Origin of the sequence: Sphingomonas guangdongensis, assembly GCF_900199185.1 — a bacterium.
Taxonomy (GTDB): Bacteria; Pseudomonadota; Alphaproteobacteria; order Sphingomonadales; family Sphingomonadaceae; genus Sphingomonas; species Sphingomonas guangdongensis.
This window is the reverse complement of the sequence record NZ_OBMI01000001.1, coordinates 503,912-523,774: the sequence shown is the minus strand read 5'-3', so window position 1 is coordinate 523,774 and position 19,863 is coordinate 503,912. Positions and strand designations below refer to the sequence as shown.

Annotated in this window: 23 protein-coding genes; 9 read left to right on the top strand and 14 right to left on the bottom strand. The window is 69.0% G+C overall.

What is annotated here, in order from left to right:
- Nucleotides 1–48 precede the first annotated feature (48 nt).
- Nucleotides 49–2,403: an EAL domain-containing protein gene (locus CRO12_RS02455; RefSeq protein ID WP_097062418.1), complete on the top strand. Its 2,355-nt coding sequence runs from the start codon at nucleotides 49–51 to the stop codon at nucleotides 2,401–2,403.
- A gap of 264 nt (nucleotides 2,404–2,667) precedes the next feature.
- Here the strand turns inward: CRO12_RS02455 and thpR are convergent, their stop codons facing one another.
- Nucleotides 2,668–3,201: an RNA 2',3'-cyclic phosphodiesterase gene (thpR, locus tag CRO12_RS02450; protein ID WP_097062417.1), complete on the bottom strand. Its 534-nt coding sequence runs from the start codon at nucleotides 3,199–3,201 to the stop codon at nucleotides 2,668–2,670.
- 120 nt (nucleotides 3,202–3,321) lie between these two features.
- Here thpR and CRO12_RS02445 point away from each other — a divergent pair, with 120 nt between their 5' ends.
- The 3 genes from CRO12_RS02445 (at nucleotide 3,322) to CRO12_RS02435 (ending at nucleotide 5,002) form a co-directional block, all read left to right on the top strand.
- On the top strand, nucleotides 3,322–4,053 hold the full coding sequence (locus CRO12_RS02445) for a Bax inhibitor-1/YccA family protein (RefSeq protein ID WP_097062416.1): 732 nt from the start codon (nucleotides 3,322–3,324) through the stop codon (nucleotides 4,051–4,053).
- A 139-nt stretch (nucleotides 4,054–4,192) separates the two neighbouring features.
- Nucleotides 4,193–4,474 (top strand): hypothetical protein, encoded by a 282-nt coding sequence (locus CRO12_RS02440; protein ID WP_097062415.1) that lies wholly within the window; start codon nucleotides 4,193–4,195, stop codon nucleotides 4,472–4,474.
- 207 nt (nucleotides 4,475–4,681) lie between these two features.
- Nucleotides 4,682–5,002, top strand: coding sequence for a hypothetical protein (locus tag CRO12_RS02435; protein ID WP_097062414.1), 321 nt, complete (start codon nucleotides 4,682–4,684; stop codon nucleotides 5,000–5,002).
- On the opposite strand, the gene CRO12_RS02430 is transcribed toward CRO12_RS02435, so the two are convergent.
- The gene (locus CRO12_RS02430) at nucleotides 4,990–5,973 is read right to left on the bottom strand and encodes an NAD-dependent epimerase/dehydratase family protein (RefSeq protein WP_097062413.1); all 984 of its coding nucleotides are present in this window, start codon (nucleotides 5,971–5,973) and stop codon (nucleotides 4,990–4,992) included. The genes CRO12_RS02435 and CRO12_RS02430 overlap by 13 nt on opposite strands.
- Nucleotides 5,974–6,130: 157 nt before the next feature.
- On the opposite strand from CRO12_RS02430, the gene rpsU reads away from it, so the two are divergent.
- From rpsU to CRO12_RS02415, 3 genes are all read left to right on the top strand, one after another.
- A complete protein-coding gene (gene rpsU / locus CRO12_RS02425) occupies nucleotides 6,131–6,337 on the top strand; it encodes a 30S ribosomal protein S21 (protein WP_056428702.1) in 207 nt (68 codons plus the stop codon).
- A 95-nt stretch (nucleotides 6,338–6,432) separates the two neighbouring features.
- Nucleotides 6,433–7,059: an FKBP-type peptidyl-prolyl cis-trans isomerase gene (locus CRO12_RS02420; protein WP_097062412.1), complete on the top strand. Its 627-nt coding sequence runs from the start codon at nucleotides 6,433–6,435 to the stop codon at nucleotides 7,057–7,059.
- A 252-nt stretch (nucleotides 7,060–7,311) separates the two neighbouring features.
- Nucleotides 7,312–8,193, top strand: a complete 882-nt coding sequence (locus CRO12_RS02415) for an AraC family transcriptional regulator (RefSeq protein WP_097062411.1) — start codon at nucleotides 7,312–7,314, stop codon at nucleotides 8,191–8,193.
- Between the two features lie 67 nt (nucleotides 8,194–8,260).
- Here the strand turns inward: CRO12_RS02415 and CRO12_RS02410 are convergent, their stop codons facing one another.
- From CRO12_RS02410 to wecB, 3 genes are all read right to left on the bottom strand, one after another.
- Complete coding sequence (locus CRO12_RS02410) at nucleotides 8,261–8,629, bottom strand: hypothetical protein (protein ID WP_144033503.1); 369 nt, start codon at nucleotides 8,627–8,629, stop codon at nucleotides 8,261–8,263.
- A 190-nt stretch (nucleotides 8,630–8,819) separates the two neighbouring features.
- Entirely contained in the window at nucleotides 8,820–10,109 is a 1,290-nt protein-coding gene (gene wecC, locus CRO12_RS02405) for a UDP-N-acetyl-D-mannosamine dehydrogenase (RefSeq protein ID WP_097062409.1), read from the bottom strand.
- The gene (gene wecB, locus CRO12_RS02400; RefSeq protein WP_097063295.1) at nucleotides 10,093–11,229 is read right to left on the bottom strand and encodes a non-hydrolyzing UDP-N-acetylglucosamine 2-epimerase; all 1,137 of its coding nucleotides are present in this window, start codon (nucleotides 11,227–11,229) and stop codon (nucleotides 10,093–10,095) included. The genes wecC and wecB overlap by 17 nt, the downstream gene beginning before the upstream one ends.
- A gap of 110 nt (nucleotides 11,230–11,339) precedes the next feature.
- Between wecB and galU the strand changes: the two genes are divergently transcribed.
- Both galU and CRO12_RS02390 read left to right on the top strand, forming a co-directional pair.
- Nucleotides 11,340–12,203 carry a UTP--glucose-1-phosphate uridylyltransferase GalU gene (gene galU, locus CRO12_RS02395; protein WP_097062408.1) on the top strand — a complete coding sequence of 288 codons (864 nt, stop codon included), beginning with the start codon at nucleotides 11,340–11,342 and terminating at the stop codon, nucleotides 12,201–12,203.
- Between the two features lie 138 nt (nucleotides 12,204–12,341).
- A complete protein-coding gene (locus tag CRO12_RS02390) occupies nucleotides 12,342–12,635 on the top strand; it encodes a hypothetical protein (protein WP_144033502.1) in 294 nt (97 codons plus the stop codon).
- Here CRO12_RS02390 and CRO12_RS02385 read toward each other — a convergent pair.
- The 9 genes from CRO12_RS02385 to CRO12_RS02345 form a co-directional block, all read right to left on the bottom strand.
- On the bottom strand, nucleotides 12,632–12,943 hold the full coding sequence (locus CRO12_RS02385) for a peroxiredoxin (protein ID WP_097062406.1): 312 nt from the start codon (nucleotides 12,941–12,943) through the stop codon (nucleotides 12,632–12,634). The two genes, CRO12_RS02390 and CRO12_RS02385, sit on opposite strands and share 4 nt — an antisense overlap.
- Nucleotides 12,922–13,674, bottom strand: a complete 753-nt coding sequence (locus tag CRO12_RS02380; protein WP_097062405.1) for a HesA/MoeB/ThiF family protein — start codon at nucleotides 13,672–13,674, stop codon at nucleotides 12,922–12,924. Before CRO12_RS02380 ends, CRO12_RS02385 begins: the two co-directional genes overlap by 22 nt.
- A complete protein-coding gene (locus CRO12_RS02375; RefSeq protein WP_097062404.1) occupies nucleotides 13,671–14,051 on the bottom strand; it encodes a hypothetical protein in 381 nt (126 codons plus the stop codon). Before CRO12_RS02375 ends, CRO12_RS02380 begins: the two co-directional genes overlap by 4 nt.
- Nucleotides 14,048–14,491 (bottom strand): dUTP diphosphatase, encoded by a 444-nt coding sequence (dut, locus tag CRO12_RS02370; RefSeq protein WP_097062403.1) that lies wholly within the window; start codon nucleotides 14,489–14,491, stop codon nucleotides 14,048–14,050. The genes CRO12_RS02375 and dut overlap by 4 nt, the downstream gene beginning before the upstream one ends.
- 115 nt (nucleotides 14,492–14,606) lie before the next feature.
- Nucleotides 14,607–15,782, bottom strand: a complete 1,176-nt coding sequence (gene coaBC / locus CRO12_RS02365; protein WP_097063294.1) for a bifunctional phosphopantothenoylcysteine decarboxylase/phosphopantothenate--cysteine ligase CoaBC — start codon at nucleotides 15,780–15,782, stop codon at nucleotides 14,607–14,609.
- Entirely contained in the window at nucleotides 15,779–16,909 is a 1,131-nt protein-coding gene (locus CRO12_RS02360; RefSeq protein ID WP_245858123.1) for a hypothetical protein, read from the bottom strand. The genes coaBC and CRO12_RS02360 overlap by 4 nt, the downstream gene beginning before the upstream one ends.
- The gene (gene ubiB / locus CRO12_RS02355) at nucleotides 16,906–18,453 is read right to left on the bottom strand and encodes a 2-polyprenylphenol 6-hydroxylase (RefSeq protein ID WP_097062402.1); all 1,548 of its coding nucleotides are present in this window, start codon (nucleotides 18,451–18,453) and stop codon (nucleotides 16,906–16,908) included. The genes CRO12_RS02360 and ubiB overlap by 4 nt, the downstream gene beginning before the upstream one ends.
- Nucleotides 18,454–18,460: 7 nt before the next feature.
- On the bottom strand, nucleotides 18,461–19,192 hold the full coding sequence (locus CRO12_RS02350) for a class I SAM-dependent methyltransferase (protein WP_097062401.1): 732 nt from the start codon (nucleotides 19,190–19,192) through the stop codon (nucleotides 18,461–18,463).
- Nucleotides 19,193–19,266: 74 nt separating this feature from the next.
- A complete protein-coding gene (locus tag CRO12_RS02345; protein ID WP_097062400.1) occupies nucleotides 19,267–19,686 on the bottom strand; it encodes a hypothetical protein in 420 nt (139 codons plus the stop codon).
- Nucleotides 19,687–19,863: the final 177 nt, after the last annotated feature.

Genomic DNA, 19,863 nt, shown 5'->3' with positions numbered 1-19,863 from the left:
TTAGCCGGGGAAAGGGAGTGTTAACCAAGGAAGCGTAGCGCTTGCCTGGTGAGCCTCGCCAACCTCCGTCGCGCCGGGAACCGGCTGTTCTCCCGGGATGGCAGCGATGCGCCCGACGACCTCGTGCGGCGCAGCGCCGCCAAGGTGCTGGCATGGACGACGCTGGCGACGGTGCTGCTGGCGGCGATCGGCTTCTTCGAACCGATCGACGATCACCTCCGCATGCTCCGCAACATGGCGCGCACGCATCCGCCGTCGGGCAGGATCGTGGTCGTCGGCATCGATCAGGCGAGCGTCGAGAAGCTGGGAGTCTGGCCATGGTCCCGCGCGCGGCATGCTGACCTGCTGCGCCGCGTCAACGCGGCCGGCGCGAACCGAGTCTTCTTCGACATCTTCTTCCACGCGCCCGGCCATGATCGCGCCGGGGATCGTCGTTTTGCCGAAGCTCTGAAGCAGGCGGGCAACGTGTGGCTCGATGCCAGCTACTTCCCGGACGGCCCGGTCGAACGCGGCAGGAACAAGCTTCCACTAGCGGAATTTCGTGAGAATGCGGGACTTGTCAGCGTCGCGATCAAATACTCGTCGTTGGCTCTCGTCCGTGACATGCCCTACGCAACGCTGTTTGACGGAAAGCCGGTGCAGACGATGGCGGCGAAGCTGGCCAACGTCACGAAAGCTGCGGGCGAAACCTTCCCCATCGACTATGCGATCGACCTCGCAAAGATCAAGACGGTCAGCGCGAGCGACGTTATCAACGGAAGAGTTCCAGCGTCGACGTTCCGCGGCAGGGATGTAGTTGTAGCTCTAGCAAGTCACGATCTTGGCGACGTATACTTTCTGCCAGGCCGCGGGCTGATCAACGGCGGCTATGTCAACGTCCTTGCGGCTGAAACGCTGCTGAGCGGCAAGCCGGTAGATCTTGGCTGGTTCTGGCCGCTGCTGCTGACCGCACTGCTGGCCGGCCTGCACGTTCTGTGCCGCCCGACCTGGCTCAGCCGGCTGGCACTGGCCGGAGCGCTTGGTGCGAGTACCGTCCTGCCGTTCTTTGCCGAAGCCCGACTGGTCTTCCTGGATGTCGTGCCTTGCCTCACATTGGTGCTGATCGTCGCTCCAAGCCGCGCCTGGCTGAAGTATCGGCGGTCTGCCAGGCTCCGCGGCAACGTCAACGCCGTCTCCGGCCTGCCCAACCTCAACGCGCTGCGTGACGAATGCGATCCTCATCAGCCGGTGCTCGTCGGCGCCCGCATTCACAACTTCGCGGAGATCAGTTCGTCGCTGCCGGAGGAGGGCGAGCATGCGCTGGTCAAGCAGATCGTAGCGCGGCTCGAACTCGGCGGTCACGGTGCCCGAATCTACCAGGGCGACGAAGGCATCTTCGTGTGGGGGTCGACGGCCGAGAGCGCGGGCCCGGACCAGCTCGATGCGCTTCACGCCCTGTTTCGCAGCCCGGCGCTGATCGACGGTCGTCCGATCGATCTCTCGGTTACGTTCGGCTACGATGCCATACGCGATCGCAATCTGGCAAATCGGATCGGCGCGACACTGGTCGCAGCATCAGAAGCTGCGGCCGAGGGGCTGCGCTGGAAGGCCTATGACCCGGCGAAGCTCGCCGATGCGGAGTGGAAATTGTCGCTGCTCGGCCGGCTCGACGCCGCGATCGACAGCGGCGAGGTGTGGGTCGCCTATCAGCCGCAGCTCGACGTCCGGACCGGTCGCCTGTGCGGCGCGGAAGCGCTGGTGCGCTGGTCGCATCCGGAGAAGGGTGCGGTCAGCCCGATGGAATTCGTGCTCGCTGCCGAGCAGCACAACCGCATCGACAAGCTGACCGCCTTCGTGCTCGGCGATGCGATCAAGACGGCCGCGGCTTTCCAGGCGCGCGGCATCACCTTTGATGTCGCGGTCAACATCTCGGCGCGGCTGCTCGAGCGGCCGGGGCTGGTCAGCCTCGTCCGGCAGCAACTCGCCGATGCTCGATTGCCGCCAGAGCGGCTGACCCTTGAGGTGACCGAATCGGCCGCCCTGACCAGCGGCCGCGCGTCGATCCGGACGCTGGAGGAGATCGGCTCGCTCGGCATCAACGTGTCCATAGATGACTACGGAACCGGCTTTTCCACCCTCGAATACTTCAAGCGGATCCCGGCAACGGAAGTGAAGATCGACCGGAGCTTCATCGCGGCACTCGATCGTAATGCGAGCGACCGCCTGATGGTCCATTCAACCATCGAACTGGCGCATTCGCTGGGGAGAACCGTTGTCGCAGAGGGCGTCGAGACCCCCGAAATACTTGCCGAGCTAACCAATCTGGAGTGCGACAAGATCCAGGGTTACTTTATCGGCAAACCGATGAAGCTCGAAGAGTTGACGAAGCTGATCGTCAATCAGGAGCAGGCGGTCGCCGCCTAAAGGTTAACAACTTGTAAACATCATCCAACCTTGGTACATGCTCCTGTGACGGGCCGTCCTGCGGCGGTGCGTCGTGAACACAGGGGAGCAGTTTATGATCAAGAATCAGCGCCCCGTTCGCGGCTTCTGGGATTGGGTTGCAACCGGCGATTGGAACGGCGGCAACGGCAACACCGGCGCGGACGGCTGAGCAACCGAGCTTTCGGTTCAACAGACAAGCCCTGGCGGACAACCGCCAGGGCTTTTTGTTTTGTGGGGCGGCGCTCAGTGCAGGAGGTAGCGCATGATCGCCTCGTAGTGCGCGCTCCCGGCCAGCAAGTGGCTCTCGAACAAGGTGAAATGCTCGAGGGCGAAGGGCGCGCTGCTCAGCCCGGCATGTTGCGCTGACCACGGCGCGGTCGGTCCTGCGCTGCGGTTCAGTCGAGCGACCGTGACGTGGGGCAGATAGGCGCGTCGCTCGGGCGCGAGGCCCAGCCGCACCAGCGCCGCATCGATCTTGCGGTGCAGCGCCGTGATCGGTTCGCGCGGCGCGATGCCCGCCCAAAGCGCATTCACCCGCCCGCCCGAATCAAACTGGCCGACTCCGTCCAGCCTTAGCGTCAGGGCAGGCGCGCGGACCGTGGCGAGTACGTCGGCGACGTCCTCCGCGACCCGGCGATCGACCTCGCCGATGAAGCGCAGCGTGACGTGCAACTGATCCTCGTCCTGCCAGCGCGCGCCCGCCACGCCGGTCGACAGGTCGAGCAGCTGCTCGCGGATCGGCGGCGGCAGGCGAAGGCCGATGAACAGGCGGTGCACGGGCGATGTTTCCAAGTGTTGCTGGGTGGAGCGCGCACCCGGTTTCGCTTGAAAGCGCCTGTTCCAGCAACGATATTCGACCCATCCGGCATTGTGCCGGGCAAAGGAGCTGTTTTCGAAATGGCAAACTGGTCTGATCCCCGCGCGGGCACGAGCGGCTTCGCTGCGCGGTCCGCCGGTATGCGCACCGCGGCGTATGACGAGGGCCTGCGGTCCTACATGCTGTCGGTGTACAACTACATGGCCTCGGGCGTGCTGCTGACGGGTATCGTCGCGCTCGCCTTCGCCTACTCCGGCCTCGCGGCGCAGGTCATGACGACGCCGCTGCGCTGGGTCATCGCGCTCGCGCCGCTCGGCTTCGTGATGGTGCTGAGCTTCGGCATTAACAAGCTGTCGACCAGCGCCGCACAGGCAATCTTCTGGGCGTTCGCGGCCGTGATGGGCTTGTCGATGTCGGCGATCTTCCTCGTCTACACCGGTCCGTCGATCGCCATCACCTTCTTCGCGACCGCGGTTGCATTCCTGTCGCTGAGCCTGTGGGGCTACACGACCAAGAAGGACCTGTCGGGTTTCGGCACCTTCCTGATCATGGGCGTGGTCGGCATCCTGGTCGCGTCGCTGCTGAACCTTTGGTTCCAGTCGCCGGGCCTCAACCTCGCGATCAGCGCCATTGGCGTACTGCTGTTCGCGGGCCTGACCGCCTACGACACGCAGATGATCAAGAACACTTATGCCCAGGTCGCAGGCACGGACATGATGGGCAAGGCCGTGATCATGGGCGCGCTGTCGCTCTATCTCGACTTCGTTAACATGTTCCAGTTCCTGCTGTCTTTCCTCGGCAACCGCGAGTAATCTACTTCACTACCATTTGACTCAATTGAGGGCTCGGCGGGCGACCGCCGGGCCCTTCCTTTTGCGCCGGGGCCGGAACCCCGCGGTGGACGTGCTCGTTTGTGTCGGAACATGTCGGAGAGGTCCAAGGAGGGCCGTGATGAACGAGATCGAGCAGAACGTCGACACGACCATGACCGTCGCGCCCGACAACCCGGACAGCAGCCCGCCCACCCGCGCCGACGCCGGCACCGACGAATCGATCGCCGAGCGGCTGGAGCGCAACCCGCAGAGCAAGGAGGCGCGGCTCGACCGGGCGTTGGACGAGTCCATGGACGCGAGCGATCCGCCCGCCACGACCCAACCGGTCCACAATCATGAGCCGGCTCCGTCTTCGGGGTATGACGAGGACGCGGAGCGCAAGCTTCAGTCCGGTGACTAGCCTCCAACGTGTGGCGGGGACGTCGCCCTTCCCAGGAGCGGGAGGCGACGTGTGGTTGCCCAGCGTCCCGTCCTTTCAGACGAGTTCAGCCGACCACGGGCGGCTAGCCCCATAAGCAGTCCGCATCCAAGGCGTAGCGTCCGGCGACCCTCAGTTGCTTGGCGCGACCCCTAGCGATGCGGGCGCTGCGGCTTTACGGCGCTCGGGATGGCCAGCCTCTACCAGCGCTTCGTGACGTGGATTGGGGAAGGAACCGGCCTTCCCGACACGGTGCTCCACATCCATGCCGGCCTGGCGGTGCTCATGATCGTGCGGATCATCAGCGGTCGGTCGCTCGGCAGCTTCATTCCCTGGCTGGTGGTGCTGGCCGCCGAACTGGCCAACGAGGTCATGGACCGGATCATCTACGGTTCGTGGCGGTGGCCCGACACGATCAACGACGTGGTGCACACCATGTTCTGGCCGACGGTCATCTGTTTCGGCGTTCGGCTGCGTCCCCTGATCGCCCGGCGCGCTCAGACGCGATGATAGTCCCGGTACCAGCGGACGAACCGCGTCAGCCCATCCGTCAGCCTGACCTTGGGTTCGTAGCCGGTCAGCGCGTGAAGTGCCGACACGTCGGCAAAGGTCGCCGAGACGTCCCCCGGCTGCATCGGCCGCATCACCTTCCGCGCTTCGACGCCGAGCGCACGCTCTAGCGTCCCGATCATGTCCATCAGCCCGATCGGATGGTGGTCGCCGATGTTGAGGATGCGGTGCTGGTCCGACTCGGGCGGTCGGTCGAGCGCGCCGACGATGCCGTCGACGATGTCGTCGATGTAGGTGAAGTCGCGCGCCATGCGCCCCTCCCCGAACACCTCGATCGGCTCGCCCGCCAGGATCCGCCGGGTGAACGAGAAATAGGCCATGTCGGGGCGGCCCCAGGGGCCGTAGACGGTGAAGAAGCGCAATCCCGTCTGCGGCAGCGCGTAGAGGTGGGTGTAGGAGGCGCTCATCAGCTCGCCCGAGCGCTTGGTGGCGGCGTAGAGCGAGACGGGCGCGACCGCCGCGTCATCTTCGCGGAAGCCGCCGGGGGCGAGCGGCCGCTCTCCGTAGACCGAGCTGGACGAGGCATAGACCAGGTGGCGGAAGCCGGGGGCGTGCCGCGCCGCCTCCAGCACCGAGAGGTGGCCGTGGAGGTTCGCGCGGGCGTAGGCGAAGGGGTGCTCGATCGAGTAGCGCACGCCTGCCTGCGCAGCCAGGTGGACGATCCGCGCCACGCCGTTCGCGCGCACCAGCGTCGCCAGCGCCGCCTCGTCCGCGATGTCCATGCGCTCGAACCGGAAACCCTCGCGTGCCCGCAGCGTCGCGAGCCGCGCTTCCTTCAGCGACGGATCGTAATAATCGTTGACGATATCCACACCGATCACCGCCTCGCCACGGTCGAGCAGCCGGTGCACCACCGCATGGCCGACGAAGCCCGCGGCACCGGTGACGAGGATCGGATCGTTCGCTTGCATGGGAAGGCCTCTACGGTGCAAAACTCTCCTATCCGTTGACGCCCGCCGCCGATACGCCTTGAACTTCGCGGTCACCGCTGGTAGGGGCCCGGCGCTATGTCGGCTGCGGACGTGTTCGCGGCACCGCATTCTATTCGCTTCGGAGCTTACGTTTTTTATGCAGATCATCGTTCGCGACAACAACGTCGACCAAGCGCTGCGCGCGCTCAAGAAGAAGCTGCAGCGCGAGGGCGTGTATCGCGAGATGAAGCTGCGCCGCCACTACGAGAAGCCGAGCGAGAAGCGCGCGCGTGAGCGCGCCGCCGCCGTGCGCCGCGCCCGCAAGCTGGAGCGCAAGCGCATGGAGCGCGACGGCGCCAAGTAAGCGCCGCCTCCGCGCCGCTCACCCGGGCGGCGCGGCCACTGCCTGACCTACCTCAGCGGTCGCCCGCGACGGCGCCGTCGCATCCCGGAGCCGCCATGTCGGTCACTGCCGTCCCGATCGCCCCCGTCAAGCGCCGCTACCTGGTCTATCTGGTGATCGGGCTGGTGTTGGCCGCGGTCGCCGCGGTCGCGCTCGCGATGCAGGGCCCGGTCGATCCCAGCGCCGCCTTCCTTGCCCGCAATGCGAAGCAGGCAGGCGTGGTGACGACCGCCTCCGGCCTCCAGTACCAGGTGCTGGAGAAGGGGCAGGGCGCGCCGCCGACCGATACCGACGTCGCGCTGATCACCTATGTCGGCAAGCTGCCGGACGGATCGGTGTTCGACCAGAGCCAGCAGCCGGTGCCGATGCCGGTCGCGGGCGTCGTCCCGGGCTTTTCCGAAGCGCTGAAGCTGATGCCCAAGGGCGCCAAGTATCGCGTCTGGATCAAGCCGTCGCTCGGCTATGGCGGGCCGCGCCCGGCGGGTGCCCCGCCGCTTGAGGGCAAGGCCGCCGAGCTCGCGACCCAGGTGCTCGCGTTCGACGTCCAGCTGCTCGACTATCTGCCGGAGGCGGTGATCCGCCAGATGCAGATGCAGCAGCAGATGGGCGGGGCGATGCCGGGCGGTGCGCCGGGTGCGCCCGCGCCGGGCGCGATCCCGGGCGGACCGCCACCGGGCCGCTGAGGCGGGTTCAGCCTCAGCGCATTCAGTTATCCCGGACATGTTCCGGCGTCCGCAGGGCCGCGTACGAAGACCCGAGCCTACAGCGGAGCGGCTGCCGTCCGGTGGACACCGGAGCGAGTGCAGCGTGAGGGTGTAGGTGATCGCCGCCCGAAGCGGTCGCATTGTCGCGTCGTGACCGTGTAAACCGCAAGATCGGTCGAGCGTGCGACTGCGTGGAGCGCCTAGCTGGCGATGCCACGGAGGACGGGAACGGTGTCTGCGACGCTTCACAACTATCAGGCGCGGATGCGGCGGGTGCTGGATCATATCGATCGGCATCTCGACCGCAGTCTGTCGCTGGACGAGCTGAGCGGCGTAGCGGCGTTCTCCAAATTCCACTTCCACCGGCAGTTCACGGCGACCTTTGGCTTGTCCGTGCATCGCTATATCCAGCTCGCCCGGCTCAAGCGGGCCGCCTTTGAGCTGGCGTTTCGCGACGACCAGCGCGTGACGGACATCGCGATGGATGCCGGCTACGATGCGCCGGAAGCCTTTGCCCGCGCCTTTCGGCACCGGGTCGGGCAGACGCCGTCATCGTTCAGGAAAGCTCCCGATGGGGAGCCGTGGCTTGCGGCCTTCGGGCCACTCGACAATGCGAGGAGCAAGCTGATGCAGACGAGTTACAGCCCCAACGACGTGACGATCCGCGAGGTGGCACCGACCGCTGTCGCGATCATGGAGCATCGCGGCGATCCGGCGACGATCGGCGCGACGATCCGCCGGTTCATCGCCTGGCGGAAAGCGGTGGGACTGTCACCCCGCAACAGTCCGACCTTCAATGTCTTCCACTCCGACCCACGCACGACGCCCGCGGCCGAGTACCGGCTCGACCTGTGCGTCGGGACCGACCGGCCGGTCGACGCGCATGGCGAGCGGATCGAGACGGGGATCATCCCGGGTGGACGCTGCGCAGTGCTGCGTGTCACCGGCCGCACCGACGACCTGGAGCCTGCCGCGCTCTACCTCTACCGCGACTGGCTGCCCGCCAGCGGCGAGCAGGCCCGCGACTTTCCGCTCTACTGCGAGCGCATCGCCTTCTTCCCGGACGTGCCGGAGCATGAGGCGATCGCGGACCTGTATCTGCCACTGAGGTGAGCCGCGCGACCGTCGGTGGCTGCTACGGCAGATGCCGGTCTCGGTTCGGGTCCGTGCGGGCGTGGCGCTACTTTCCGGATTGTCGGGCGATGCGGAGGATGTATGGAGCGTAGGCGGCCCCGCAGCCGCCGGTGTAACGCTGCTCTCCATTCGGCAGTCGCCTGATCACCCAGAGCGTCTCGCCCGTCGGGATCGCCGCTTCGCAAGCGGGCGCGCCGAGCGGGCGGCATCCGTCCAACTCAGCGGTCTGATGCTGTACGATCCGGGTCGTCCTGACCGGCGGCCCCCATAGGGTCCGGGTGACCGCGACGGTATAAGTCACCGGCAGCCTGTACTCGGTCAACGACCAGATCCAGCGTAGCGGCGCGATCCGGCAGGTGAGCGGGTATTCGATTCCGACGACCCGGCCGCGCACGATCCGCGACAAGTCCTTCATGTACCAGCGCAATGCGCGCTCGCTGAGTTCCTCGGGGCGTGGGCAGCTGCAGGCGACCGCCGCTGACGACGCCAGGATCATGCTTACGGCAAGGGCGTGTGCCAGTCTTCGCATGGACGATCATCGCCACGGCGACCGGAGAGGTCAATGGTCGGCGCGGGGTGATGCCAACTGGCGGCGGTCCGTTGTCTCACGCCACCAGTCGCGGCGCGACCGGGGCAGGCGCGGGCTGGTCGGGCCAGATGCCGCGGGCGTCGTAGACGTGCTTGCCGGCGCGCTCCTGCGCCGGGATCGAGCGGAACAGGTCATGGTCGACCAGGATGACGAAGGTGGCGCACTGCTCCAGCGCGGTGTCGACGTCGACCAGCGCGGCGGCGGTGCCATCGAAGGCGGAAGGCAGCACGCTGGCGTAAGGTTCCACGACGTCGACGCGGTTGCCGAAGCGATGCGCGAGCGCGGCGGCGACCTTTACCGCCGGGCTCTCGCGGAAATCGTCGATGTTCGCCTTGAAGGCGAGGCCCAGCAGCGCGACGCGGCCGGGCGTTCGCTCGATCAACTCGGCCGCGCCGGCGATCACGAAGTCGACCTTGCTGTCGTTCACTTCGCGTGCGGTGCGGATCAGGCGCGCACGTTCCGGCGCCGCGGCGACCAGGAACCAGGGATCGACCGCGATGCAGTGGCCGCCGACGCCGGGGCCGGGCTGAAGAATGTTGACGCGCGGGTGGCGGTTGGCGAGGCGGATCACCTCCCACACATCGACGCCCATGGTCCCGGCGAGCATCGAGAGTTCGTTGGCATAGGCGATGTTGACGTCGCGGTAGGCGTTCTCGGCCAGCTTGGTCATTTCCGCCGCCCGCGACGTGGTGGTGACGCAGGCGCCACGGACGAAGCGGCGGTAGAAGCCCAGCGCCTTGCGCGCGCAGCGCGGCGTGATGCCGCCGATCACCCGGTCGTTGTCGATCAACTCGATCAGGATGCGGCCGGGCAGGACGCGTTCCGGGCAGTAGGCGATCGCGATGTCCGCGCCTTCCGCACTGTGCCCGGGCACCTTGAGGTCGGGGCGGAGCTGGGCGAGCAGCTCGGCGACCTTCTCCGTCGTGCCGACCGGCGACGTCGATTCGAGGATCACCAGGTCGCCGCGCTTCAACACGGTCGCGATCGTGGTGGCGGCGCGCAGGACATAGCCGATGTTGGGTGCGCGATCCTCGTCAAAGGGCGTCGGCACGGCGATCACGAACACGTCGGCCGGCTCGATCGCCAGCGAGGCGCGCAGCGTGCCGCGCGCGACGACGCCGGAGACGAGGCCGTCGAGGTCGACCTCTTCGATATGGACGCGGCCGGAATTGACGGTATCGACCACCGACGGGGTCACGTCGACGCCGAGCACCTGCGCGCCCGTGCGCGCGATCACCGCGGCGGTGGGCAGGCCGATGTAGCCCAGGCCGAGGACCGCGACCTTGAGCTCAGTTCCCGAATCCATTCGCGATCACCCCTGCAATCCGTGCCGAGGCCTTGCCGTCGCCGAACGGATTGTGGGCGCGCGCCATGGCCGAGTAGGCGGCGGTATCGTCCAGGAGGGTTGAGATTTCGGAAACGATGCGGTCGGCGTGCGGCCCGACCAGCTTCGCGGTGCCGGCGGTGACGCCCTCCGGCCGCTCGGTCGTCTCGCGCATGACCAGCACCGGCTTGCCGAGTGCAGGCGCCTCCTCCTGCACGCCGCCCGAATCGGTCAGCACGAGGTGGGCGAGCTCCAGCGCGCGGATGAAGTGGGGGTAGTCGAGCGGATCGATGCGGGCGACGTTGGCGCAAGTCCCGAGCACCCGGTCCATGACCGACACGACGTTGGGATTGGGGTGGACGGGGAAGATCAGCGCGACGTCATCCCGGTCGGCGATCCGGCCGATCGCCGCGGCGATCTGGGCCATGCCGTCGCCGAAGTTCTCCCGCCGGTGCGTGGTGACGAGCACGATCCGCTTGCCGGCGAACCGCGCGGCCAGGCCGTCGAGCCCGGCGGCGATCATCGGATCGGCCGCGATCCGCGCGCGCGTCCAGTGCAGCGCGTCGATCACGGTGTTGCCGGTGACGTGGACGGTGTCCGCGGCGATGTTCTCGCGCAGCAGCGCGTCGGCGGCGGTCTGGGTCGGGGCGAAATGCTGGTCAGCGATCGGTGCAACGATGCGGCGGTTCACCTCCTCCGGCCACGGCTGCCAGATGTCGCCGGAGCGCAGGCCCGCCTCGACGTGGCTCACCGGCACCTTGCGGTAATAGGCGGCGAGCGCGCCGACCATCGCGGTCGCGGTGTCGCCCTGCACCATCACCCGGTCGGGTGCTTCAGCGTCCATCACCTCGCCCAGCCCGGTCAGCAGCCGCGCGGTGAGGCGATCGAGCGACTGGCCGGGCTCCATCAGGTCGAGGTCGATGTCGGGGGTCAATTCCGCGATCTGGAGCACCTGGTCGAGCAACCCGCGGTGCTGCGCGGTGACGCAGGTGCGCACCTGCAGCTCCGGCCGGGCGGCGAGCGCCTGAACGACGGGGAACAGCTTGATCGCCTCCGGCCGGGTGCCGAACACGACGAGGATCTTCTTGGGCGCTACTGTCATGCGGCCGGCCATAGCGGCTGCGTGTTAAACCGGGACTAAGCGGGCGCCGGTTGATTGCCGCTCGCCGCCCGCGTTGCTATGCCGCGCCGCACAAAAGGGGAGTCGAAGCGATGACGATCAAGCCGGTGCGTAAGGCAGTGTTCCCCGTTGCCGGTCTCGGCACCCGTTTCCTGCCCGCCACCAAGGCGATGCCGAAGGAGATGCTGACCGTCGTCGATAAGCCGCTGATCCAGTACGCGGTCGAGGAAGCGCTGGAGGCGGGGATCGAGCAGATCATCTTCGTCACCGGTCGCGGCAAGGCGGCGCTGGAGGATCATTTCGACGTCTCCTACGAGCTCGAGGCGACGATGAAGGCGCGTGGCAAGTCGCTGGCGGTGGTGGAAAGCATCCGCCAGAAGCCGGGCTCCCCCGTCTACGTCCGCCAGCAGGAGCCGCTGGGGCTGGGCCACGCGGTGTGGTGCGCGCGCGACATCGTCGGCGACGAGCCGTTCGCGGTGCTGCTGCCCGACGAGCTGATGGTCGGCGGCTTCATGCGCCAGATGGTCGAGGCGTATAACCGCGTCGGGGGCAACCTGGTCGGCGCGCTGGAAGTGCCCGAAGACGAGACGCACCAGTACGGCGTGATCGATCCGGGCACCCGCGACGGGCCGCTGACCGAGGTCAAGGGCATGATCGAGAAGCCGGCGGCCGGCACCGCTCCTTCCAACCTGATGATCCCGGGCCGCTACATCCTCCAGCCCGAGGTCATGAACATCCTGGCCGAGGGCAAGGCGGGCGCGGGCGGCGAGATTCAGCTGACCGACGCGATGGCGCAGCTGATCGGGCGCCAGCCGTTCCACGGCTTCACCTTCACCGGCGATCGCCACGACTGCGGCAACAAGGTCGGCTGGCTCCAGGCGAACATCGCGCTCGCGCTCGCGCGCGACGACCTGAAGGGACCGGTCGGCGCGTTCATCGACAGCCTGAAGAGCTGAGGTCAGACCTTACCGATGCGGCTGCGCGTGGCCGAGAACAGGCGGGTTGCGGTAGGACGGCTAGGCGTTCCCCTGCACTGCGGATAAAGTGGGCGCTATGTCAGCGGGGCGCGGCCCTGCGTCAGTTGAGAGCGCGTCGTGCCGAGAATCGCTCTGTTAGCGGCAACATGCCTGGTTGCTGCGTCGCCTGCCGCGATCGCGCAGGAGCTCTCCCCGGCGCTGGACCCAGTGCAGGTCGGGCAAGGCCTGGTGCTCAAGCACATGGTCGAGAGCCACGGTCGAGCGGCCGCCGCTGCCAGGACCGGCAAGCGTCAACCTACCGCGCAGCAGGTCGCAGCCTGCGGTCAGCGCAAGCGTTTCATCGCGGAGCATGGCGCGGACGATCCGCGCATCCGCAAGCTCCAGCAACTGTGCCGCGGGGTCGGCCTTTAGACGACGATTAACCGGTCGTCGCCCAGATCGGCGAGCAGCGACACCATGCCGCCGCCTTCCGTTCCGGCCGGCAGCGCTACTCCCTGCGCGGCAAGGCCGGTCTGGCAGGCGATCACCGCAACCCCCAGCTCCTGCGCGGTGGCGAGCAGCCGGTGTTCCGCCGTCAGCACCCGCACGGCCGCATCGTGCAGGTAAAGCCGCGTGCGTCCGCCAAGCGCCGCATGAGCGCTTGCGAGCGTGCAGGCCGAGCCGAACCGCTCTGCATCCGTGCTCGCGACGACGATCGTCAGCCCGCGCACGCCGGGCACCCGGAATCCTTGGGAAGGGTGATGGTGCGGAACCGCGCGGCGAGCGCGTCGAGCAGCGTCAACCGGCCGGCGGGGTCGTCGCCGAACGGCACGATCGCGCGGATCGCCTCCAGTGCGGCGGCACTGCCGACCAGCCCGACCAGCGCGCCGAGCACGCCGACATCGGCGCAGCTCACCTCCGCCCGATCGGGGTCGGCCCCGACGAAGCAGCGGTAGCAGGGCTTGTCCGCCTCCCATCCGCGATAGACCGCGAGCTGCCCCTCGAACTGCGTCGCGGCGGCTGACACCAGGGGTATGTGGAGCGCGAGCGCCGCGTCCGCGACCGCGAGCCGGGTCGCGAAATTGTCGGAACCGTCGACCACCACGTCGGCCCCCGCCAGCAGCGCGGCGGCGTTGTCTGCGGTCAGGCGGACGGCGTGCTCCTCGACCTCAACATAGGGATTGAGGCGGCGCGCGGCGGCGTGGGCGGCAGCAACTTTCGACTCGCCCACATCGGCGGTTGCGAAGATCGTCTGGCGCTGGAGGTTGGACAGGTCGACGCGGTCGTCGTCGACCAGCACCAGCGTGCCCACGCCCGCCGCGGCGAGGTACTGGACCACGGGCGAGCCGATCCCGCCGGTGCCGATCACGACGGCGCGCGCCTGCTTCAGTCGCGCCTGGCCAGCACCGCCGATCTCGTGCAGCACGATGTGGCGGGCATAGCGTTCAAGCTCCGCATCGTCGAAGCTCATCGGGGGGCGGGCACCACCAGGCGGGCGCGGTACCAGCCGGCGGCGGTGCGCCGCAGGTTCTTGCGCGCGAGCGTCGAAATGATGCCCGCCCCGTACTGCTCGACGGTGACGCAGTCGATCGCGAGCGGCTTGACCGCCCGCACGGCCCCGTCCTGGACCAGCACCGCGAACTCGAGCGCGACCGGCGGGCGGAGCAGCGGGCAGCGCCCCGCCGCCACCTCGCGCGCCAGGAAATAGGCGGCATCGCCGGGCACGCGCGGCGGCGTGCGCCACGGCAGCGGCGGCATGCGCGCGAGATCGAGTGCCACCGCTGAGGGAGGCGGCACCGGCGCGAGCGGCGTCGCCTGGATCAGCAGCAGGGCGGCGAGCGAGCTCACCGGCCGGTCGATCCGAACCCGCCCGCGCCGCGCGGCGTGTCGTCCAGCACGTCGACCTCAGCCAGCGTCGCGCGCTGGACGGGGGCGGGCACGAGCTGGGCGATGCGGTCGCCGCGCGCGATGGGAAAGGGCGTGTCGGAAAGATTGGCGAGGATCACCTTCACCTCGCCGCGATAGTCGCTGTCGATCGTGCCGGGCGTGTTGAGACAAGTGATGCCGTAGCGGAGCGCCAGGCCGGAGCGGGGCCGCACCTGCACCTCGTAACCGTCCGGAATGGCGAGTGCGAAGCCGGTGGCGACCGCGTGGCGGGCACCTGGCGCGAGTTCCAGCGCCTCGGCGGCGACCACGTCCATGCCGGCCGCCCCGACGGTCGCATAGCTCGGGAGCGGGAGTCCCTCGCCGTGCGGCAGGCGCTTCAACTGTATGGCGATCGCAGGCAAATCCGGTGCAGGGTCCCAAGCTGTCGTTTACGACGGATGCGTCGGTTACGCTATCCCGGGGCGACGGCCCGGCGCGCAGCCTACCATGATCGATATGGGGCCGTACTGATCGCGATCAAGCCAGCACGGCGGCGATCCGGTCGGCCAGCCGACGCGCCACCTCTACCTTGGCCAGTCGCTCCCACTGCTCGGTGCCGTCCGCGCGGACGAGGTGAACGGTGTTGCTGTCGCCCCCCATCACATCGCCGGAGACGTCGTTGGCGACGATCCAGTCGACCCCCTTGCGCGCGCGCTTGGCCTCGGCTTGGGCGACGACCTGCTCGGTTTCCGCGGCGAAGCCGATCAGCAGGCGGGGGCGATCGGCTCGCGCGGCCAGCTCGGCGAGGATGTCGGGATTGGGCCGGAGATCGAGCGCCGGGGCGCCGGCGCCCTTCTTCAGCTTCTGCTCGGCGGGGGCGACGTGCCAGTCGGCGACCGCGGCGACCATCACGGCGCAATCGGCCGGAAGCGCCGCCCAGCAGGCCGCCGCCATCTCGCGCGCGGTGGTCACGTCGACGCGGGTCACGCCGGGCGGGGTCGGCAGCGTGACCGGGCCGGCGACCAGCGTCACGCGCGCGCCGCGCTCCGCCAGCGCGGCGGCGATCGCGAACCCCTGCTTCCCCGACGAGCGGTTGGCGATGTAGCGGACCGGATCAATCGGCTCATGGGTCGGCCCGGCGGTGACCAGCACGTGTCGAGCCGACAGGCTGCCGCCGCGCTGCCGTCCGAAGTTTTGGATCGCGGCGAGGATCGCCGTCGGCTCGGGCAGGCGGCCCGGCCCCCATTCGCCGCACGCCATCGCGCCCTCGTCCGGCTCCATCACCGTGACCCCGTCGGCGCGGAGCTGCGCGACGTTGCGCCTGGTCGCTGCGTGCTGCCACATCCGGACGTTCATCGCGGGCGCGACCAGCACCGGCTTGTCGGTCGCGAGCAGCAGAGTGGTGGCGAGATCGTCGGCGTGCCCCGACGCCATGCGGGCGAGGAGGTCCGCGGTACCGGGCGCGACGACCAGCAGGTCGGCCTGGCGGCTGAGCTGGATGTGGCCCATCTCCGCCTCGTCCTTCAGGTCCCACAGCGTCGTGTAGACCTGGTTCTCGCTCAGGGCCGCGAGCGTCATCGGGGTCACGAAGTGCGCGCCGCCGTCGGTCAGCACGCAGGTGACCGCCATCCCCACCCGGCGGCACAGCCGGATCAGCTCGCACGCCTTGTAGGCGGCGATCCCGCCCCCGACGATCAGCAGCACGCGAGTCACGCCATCCTCCGTATCGTGATGCGGCGGCGCCGTGCCAGGCATTCGCGCAGCGCATCGGGCACGAAGGCGAGCCCGACCGGCAGCAGCCCCGCGCACAGCAGCCCCCAGTAGAAGGTGTCAACGCGGCCGAACAGCGACAGCAGCAGCGCAAAGGCCGCGAACAGCCCGCAGACGCGGAGCGCGAGCGGCGAGCGCCACGCCGCCCAGCCCCACAGCGCGAGCGCGACGAGCGGCGCCGCGAGCACCGGCGGCGCCAGGCGCAGGCTGGTCGAGATCGTCATGATGCGCACGAAGAACCCGGGCCCGAGCAGGCCGTGCCATCCCGGCGAGGCGGGATCGAGCAGGCGGACGACACGGGCAACCGCGGCGGCATGCGCGGCGAGCGCCGCCGCCAGCACAGCGATCGCGACGCCCCACCCGATCGCCTCCCGCCAGCGGCGATCGGCGAGCGCGGCGAGCAGCATGACGCCGAGGTACAGCACCGCGATCTCGCGGATCAGCGCAGCGGCGCAGCCGAGCGCGACCGCCTCCACCCAGCGGCCCGGCCGCCAGCAGCCGAGCGACAGCGCGATGAGGAGGCCGGCCCAGATCTCGTGAAACCAGCGCAGCTCCTCCTGGACGAACACGGCAAGGCCGGCGAACAGCAGCAGGACCGCGACCGCGCGCGGCGGCGCGCGGGTGAAGGCGGGCGCGAGCGCGCGGTACCAGGCATAGGCGGTGCCGGCGGCGAGCAGGTAGAGGAGCGCGACCACCGCAGGCTCGGGCAGCAGCGACTGGACGACCGCGAGAGTCGGCAGGCGAAAGGTGACGAACGGCTTCAGCGGATAGTTGCCGGCGCGCAGCAGCGTGGCGGTCGTCGGATAGTAGAGCCCGCCGTGGCGGAGCTGCTCCACGATCGACTGGTAGAGGACGACGTCGGTCTGCTCCTCCGCGCGCGCCTCCGGTGCGCCGGTCGCCGGCGGCGGGGCGGGCGCCCGCAGCGCCAGGAGCGATACCGCGAGAAGCACGGCGAGCGCGAGGAGCGCGGCGCGGCGGTGAAGCGCGTAGCGGGTCCGCGCGACCAGCCAGAGCCCGGGCTTGACCGGTGCGGCCATGCCTGGCGACAGCGGCTGCGCGCCGCCCGTCACCGGATCAGCGCCACGGTCGCAGCGACGCTCAGCGCCGCGCTCAGCACCGCGACCGCCGCGTAGCGCCAGCCCCCGCCGACCCGCACGACCTCGATCTCGCGCAGCGGCGGGGGCGGGGGCTCGCCGCCGGGCGAGGGGTAGCGCGCCTCGATGTTGCGGAGCAGCTCGGGCAGGCGCGCAAAGGTCTTCAGGTCGGCGACGATGCGATCGGCGGCCCAGGCCTCCGGCCCCAGCTCCGTCCGGATCCACTCGCGCACGAACGGGCCCGACGTCTCCCACATGTTGATGTCGGGATCGAGCCGGGTCGCCACGCCCTCGACCACTACCATCGTCTTCTGGAGGAGCAGCAGGTGGGGCTGCGTCTGCATGTCGAAGTCGCGGGTGATGGTGAACAGCCCGTCGAGCATCGCGCCGACCGACATGTCCTTGACCGGCAGGCCGCGCATCGGCTCGCCGACCGCGCGCAGGGCGGTGGCGAACTCGGCGACGTCATGGTGCGGGGGGACGTAGCCCGCCTCGAAGTGGATTTCGGCGACCCTGCGGTAGTCGCCGGTGATCAGGCCGTAGAGGATCTCCGCCAACCACACCCGCGCGCGGCGGTCGATCCGCCCCATGATGCCGAAGTCGATCGCGGCGATGCGGGCCTGACCATGGGCGCCGGGCAGCGCAAACAGATTGCCCTGGTGCATGTCGGCGTGGAAGAAGCCTTCCGAGATCGCCTGGCGCAGGAAGGAGCGGACCAGCAACTGCGCGAGCGCGGGAAGGTCGTAGCCCGCCTCGACCAGCGCGGCGCGATTGGACAGCTTGATCCCGTCTATCCACTCGAGCGTGAGCACCTTGCCCGACGTGCGCTGCCAATCGATCGCGGGAACATGGAAGCCGGCCTCCGCCTCCATTGCGCTGGCCAGCTCGGACGCCGACGCGCCCTCCCGCCGAAGGTCGAGCTCGCGCGCGGTCCAGCGCTTGAAGCTCGCGATGACCAGGCGCGGGCGGAGCCGCGCCGCCTCGCCGCCGAGCGCCTCCAGCTGCGCCGCGGCCCACTCGTACGTGTCGATCGCGCGCGCGAAGTCCTGGTCGACGCCCGGGCGCAGCACCTTCACCGCAACGCGACGCCCGTCGATCGTCACCGCGCGGTGAACCTGCGCGATCGAGGCGGCCCCGATCGGCACCTCCTCGATCTCGCGATAGACCTGGTCGAGCGGGCGGCCGAGCGATCCCTCGATCGTCGCGCGAATCCGGTCGAAGCCGACGGGCGGCAACGCGTCCTGAAGCCGCATCAGGTCGTGCGCGGCATCCTCGCCGATCAGGTCGGCGCGGGTCGCGAGCGTCTGCCCGAGCTTGATCGCCGCGGGGCCGATCGCCTGGAACGCGTCGGCGTAGCGCGGTACCTTGGGCACCCGCGCACCCAGGCGGGCGAGCCGCGCCAGACGGCGGACCGCCGTCGGCGTGTTCGCGTCGCGCTCGATGCCACGCAGCGCCCCGTGCCGCGCGAGGATGCGACCCCACTTCAGCAGGCGCCAGAGATGGACGATCGGCGCGGTCACTTGGGCGTCAGATCTTCCAGCCCGAGTGGATCGCGACCAGCCCGCCCATGATCGGCTCGACTCTAGTCTGCGCGAAGCCGGCGTCGGCGATCATCTGGCGAAATGCGGGCATGTTCGGAAAGCGACGGATCGACTCGATAAGATAGCGGTAGCTGTCCTCGTCGTCGGCGAGCAGCTTCCCGAGCTTTGGCACCAGCCTGTGCGAATAGGCGTCGTACACGTCCTTGAACCCCGGCCAGGTCACCGTCGAGAACTCCAGGCAGAAGAAGCGCCCGCCACGCCGCAGCACGCGGTGCGCCTCGCGCAGCGCCGCCGGGATGTCCGTCACGTTCCGGATGCCAAAGGCGATGGTGTAGGCGTCGAAGAAGCGGTCGGGGAAGGAGAGGGTTTCCGCATTGGCCTCGGTCCACACCAGCCCGTCGAGCCCGCGTTGCTGCGCCCGGTCCATGCCGACCTCCAGCATCGCCGGATTGATGTCGGCGACGGTGATCGACGCGCCCGATCGCGCCAGGCGAAAGGCGATGTCGCCGGTGCCGCCCGCCATGTCGAGGATCTGCTCGCCCGCCCGCGGCTTCACCCGCGAAACGAAGCGGTCCTTCCACAGCCGGTGCATGCCCCCGGACATGGCGTCGTTCATCAGGTCGTAGCGGCTGGCGACGTTCCGGAACACGTCGCCCACGCGCTGCGTCTTCTCGGCCGGGGCGACATCCTGGTACCCGAAGGACACGGTCTCGTTCATGACCGCGAGCCGTAGCGGGTGCGGGCGTCCGTGCAAAGCGGACGTTGGCGGACCGGGGAGCCGGTGCCCGCGCCTCAGTTCTTCGGCTTGGGCCCCGACATCATGGCATCGATCTTCGACTTGGGCAGGTTGATGAGCAGGCCGTTGCGGTTCTTGGCAAAGGAGGTGAAGTCCACCGCCACCTTGCCGTCCGCGCCGACCAGCACCGCATAGTCGTCGGCCACGCGTTCGAGCGTGCCGACCATCACGCCTTTGCGGTCGCGGACGGCGGCACCGACCGCCAGATCGGCGGGCACCACCGGCACGGGGCGCAGCGAGTTGGTCGGCCCGGCGCGCGCCACGTCGCTGCGCAACTGCCCGAACATGCGGTCGCGATCCAGCATCATCGAATCGGTCGTGCCGGCGGGCGGCCCGGGCGGCGGGGGCGGAACCGATGGCGCGGTTCCCTGCGCCATCGCCGCCGGTGCCAGCGCAAACAGACCGGCCGCGGCCATACACGTGAGAAAGCGCATCCTCGTCCCCTCCCGATATTTGCGCCGAGGCTAACTGGAGCGTTGGCTGCGTGCAATCCACCCGCGACCACGAGGGATCATCCGCAGGAAGGGGGAGTGCGCTCCGTTCCCTTATGGTCGGGCGCGGCCTACGTGGGGCGTGTAGCGCGCGTGCGGAGG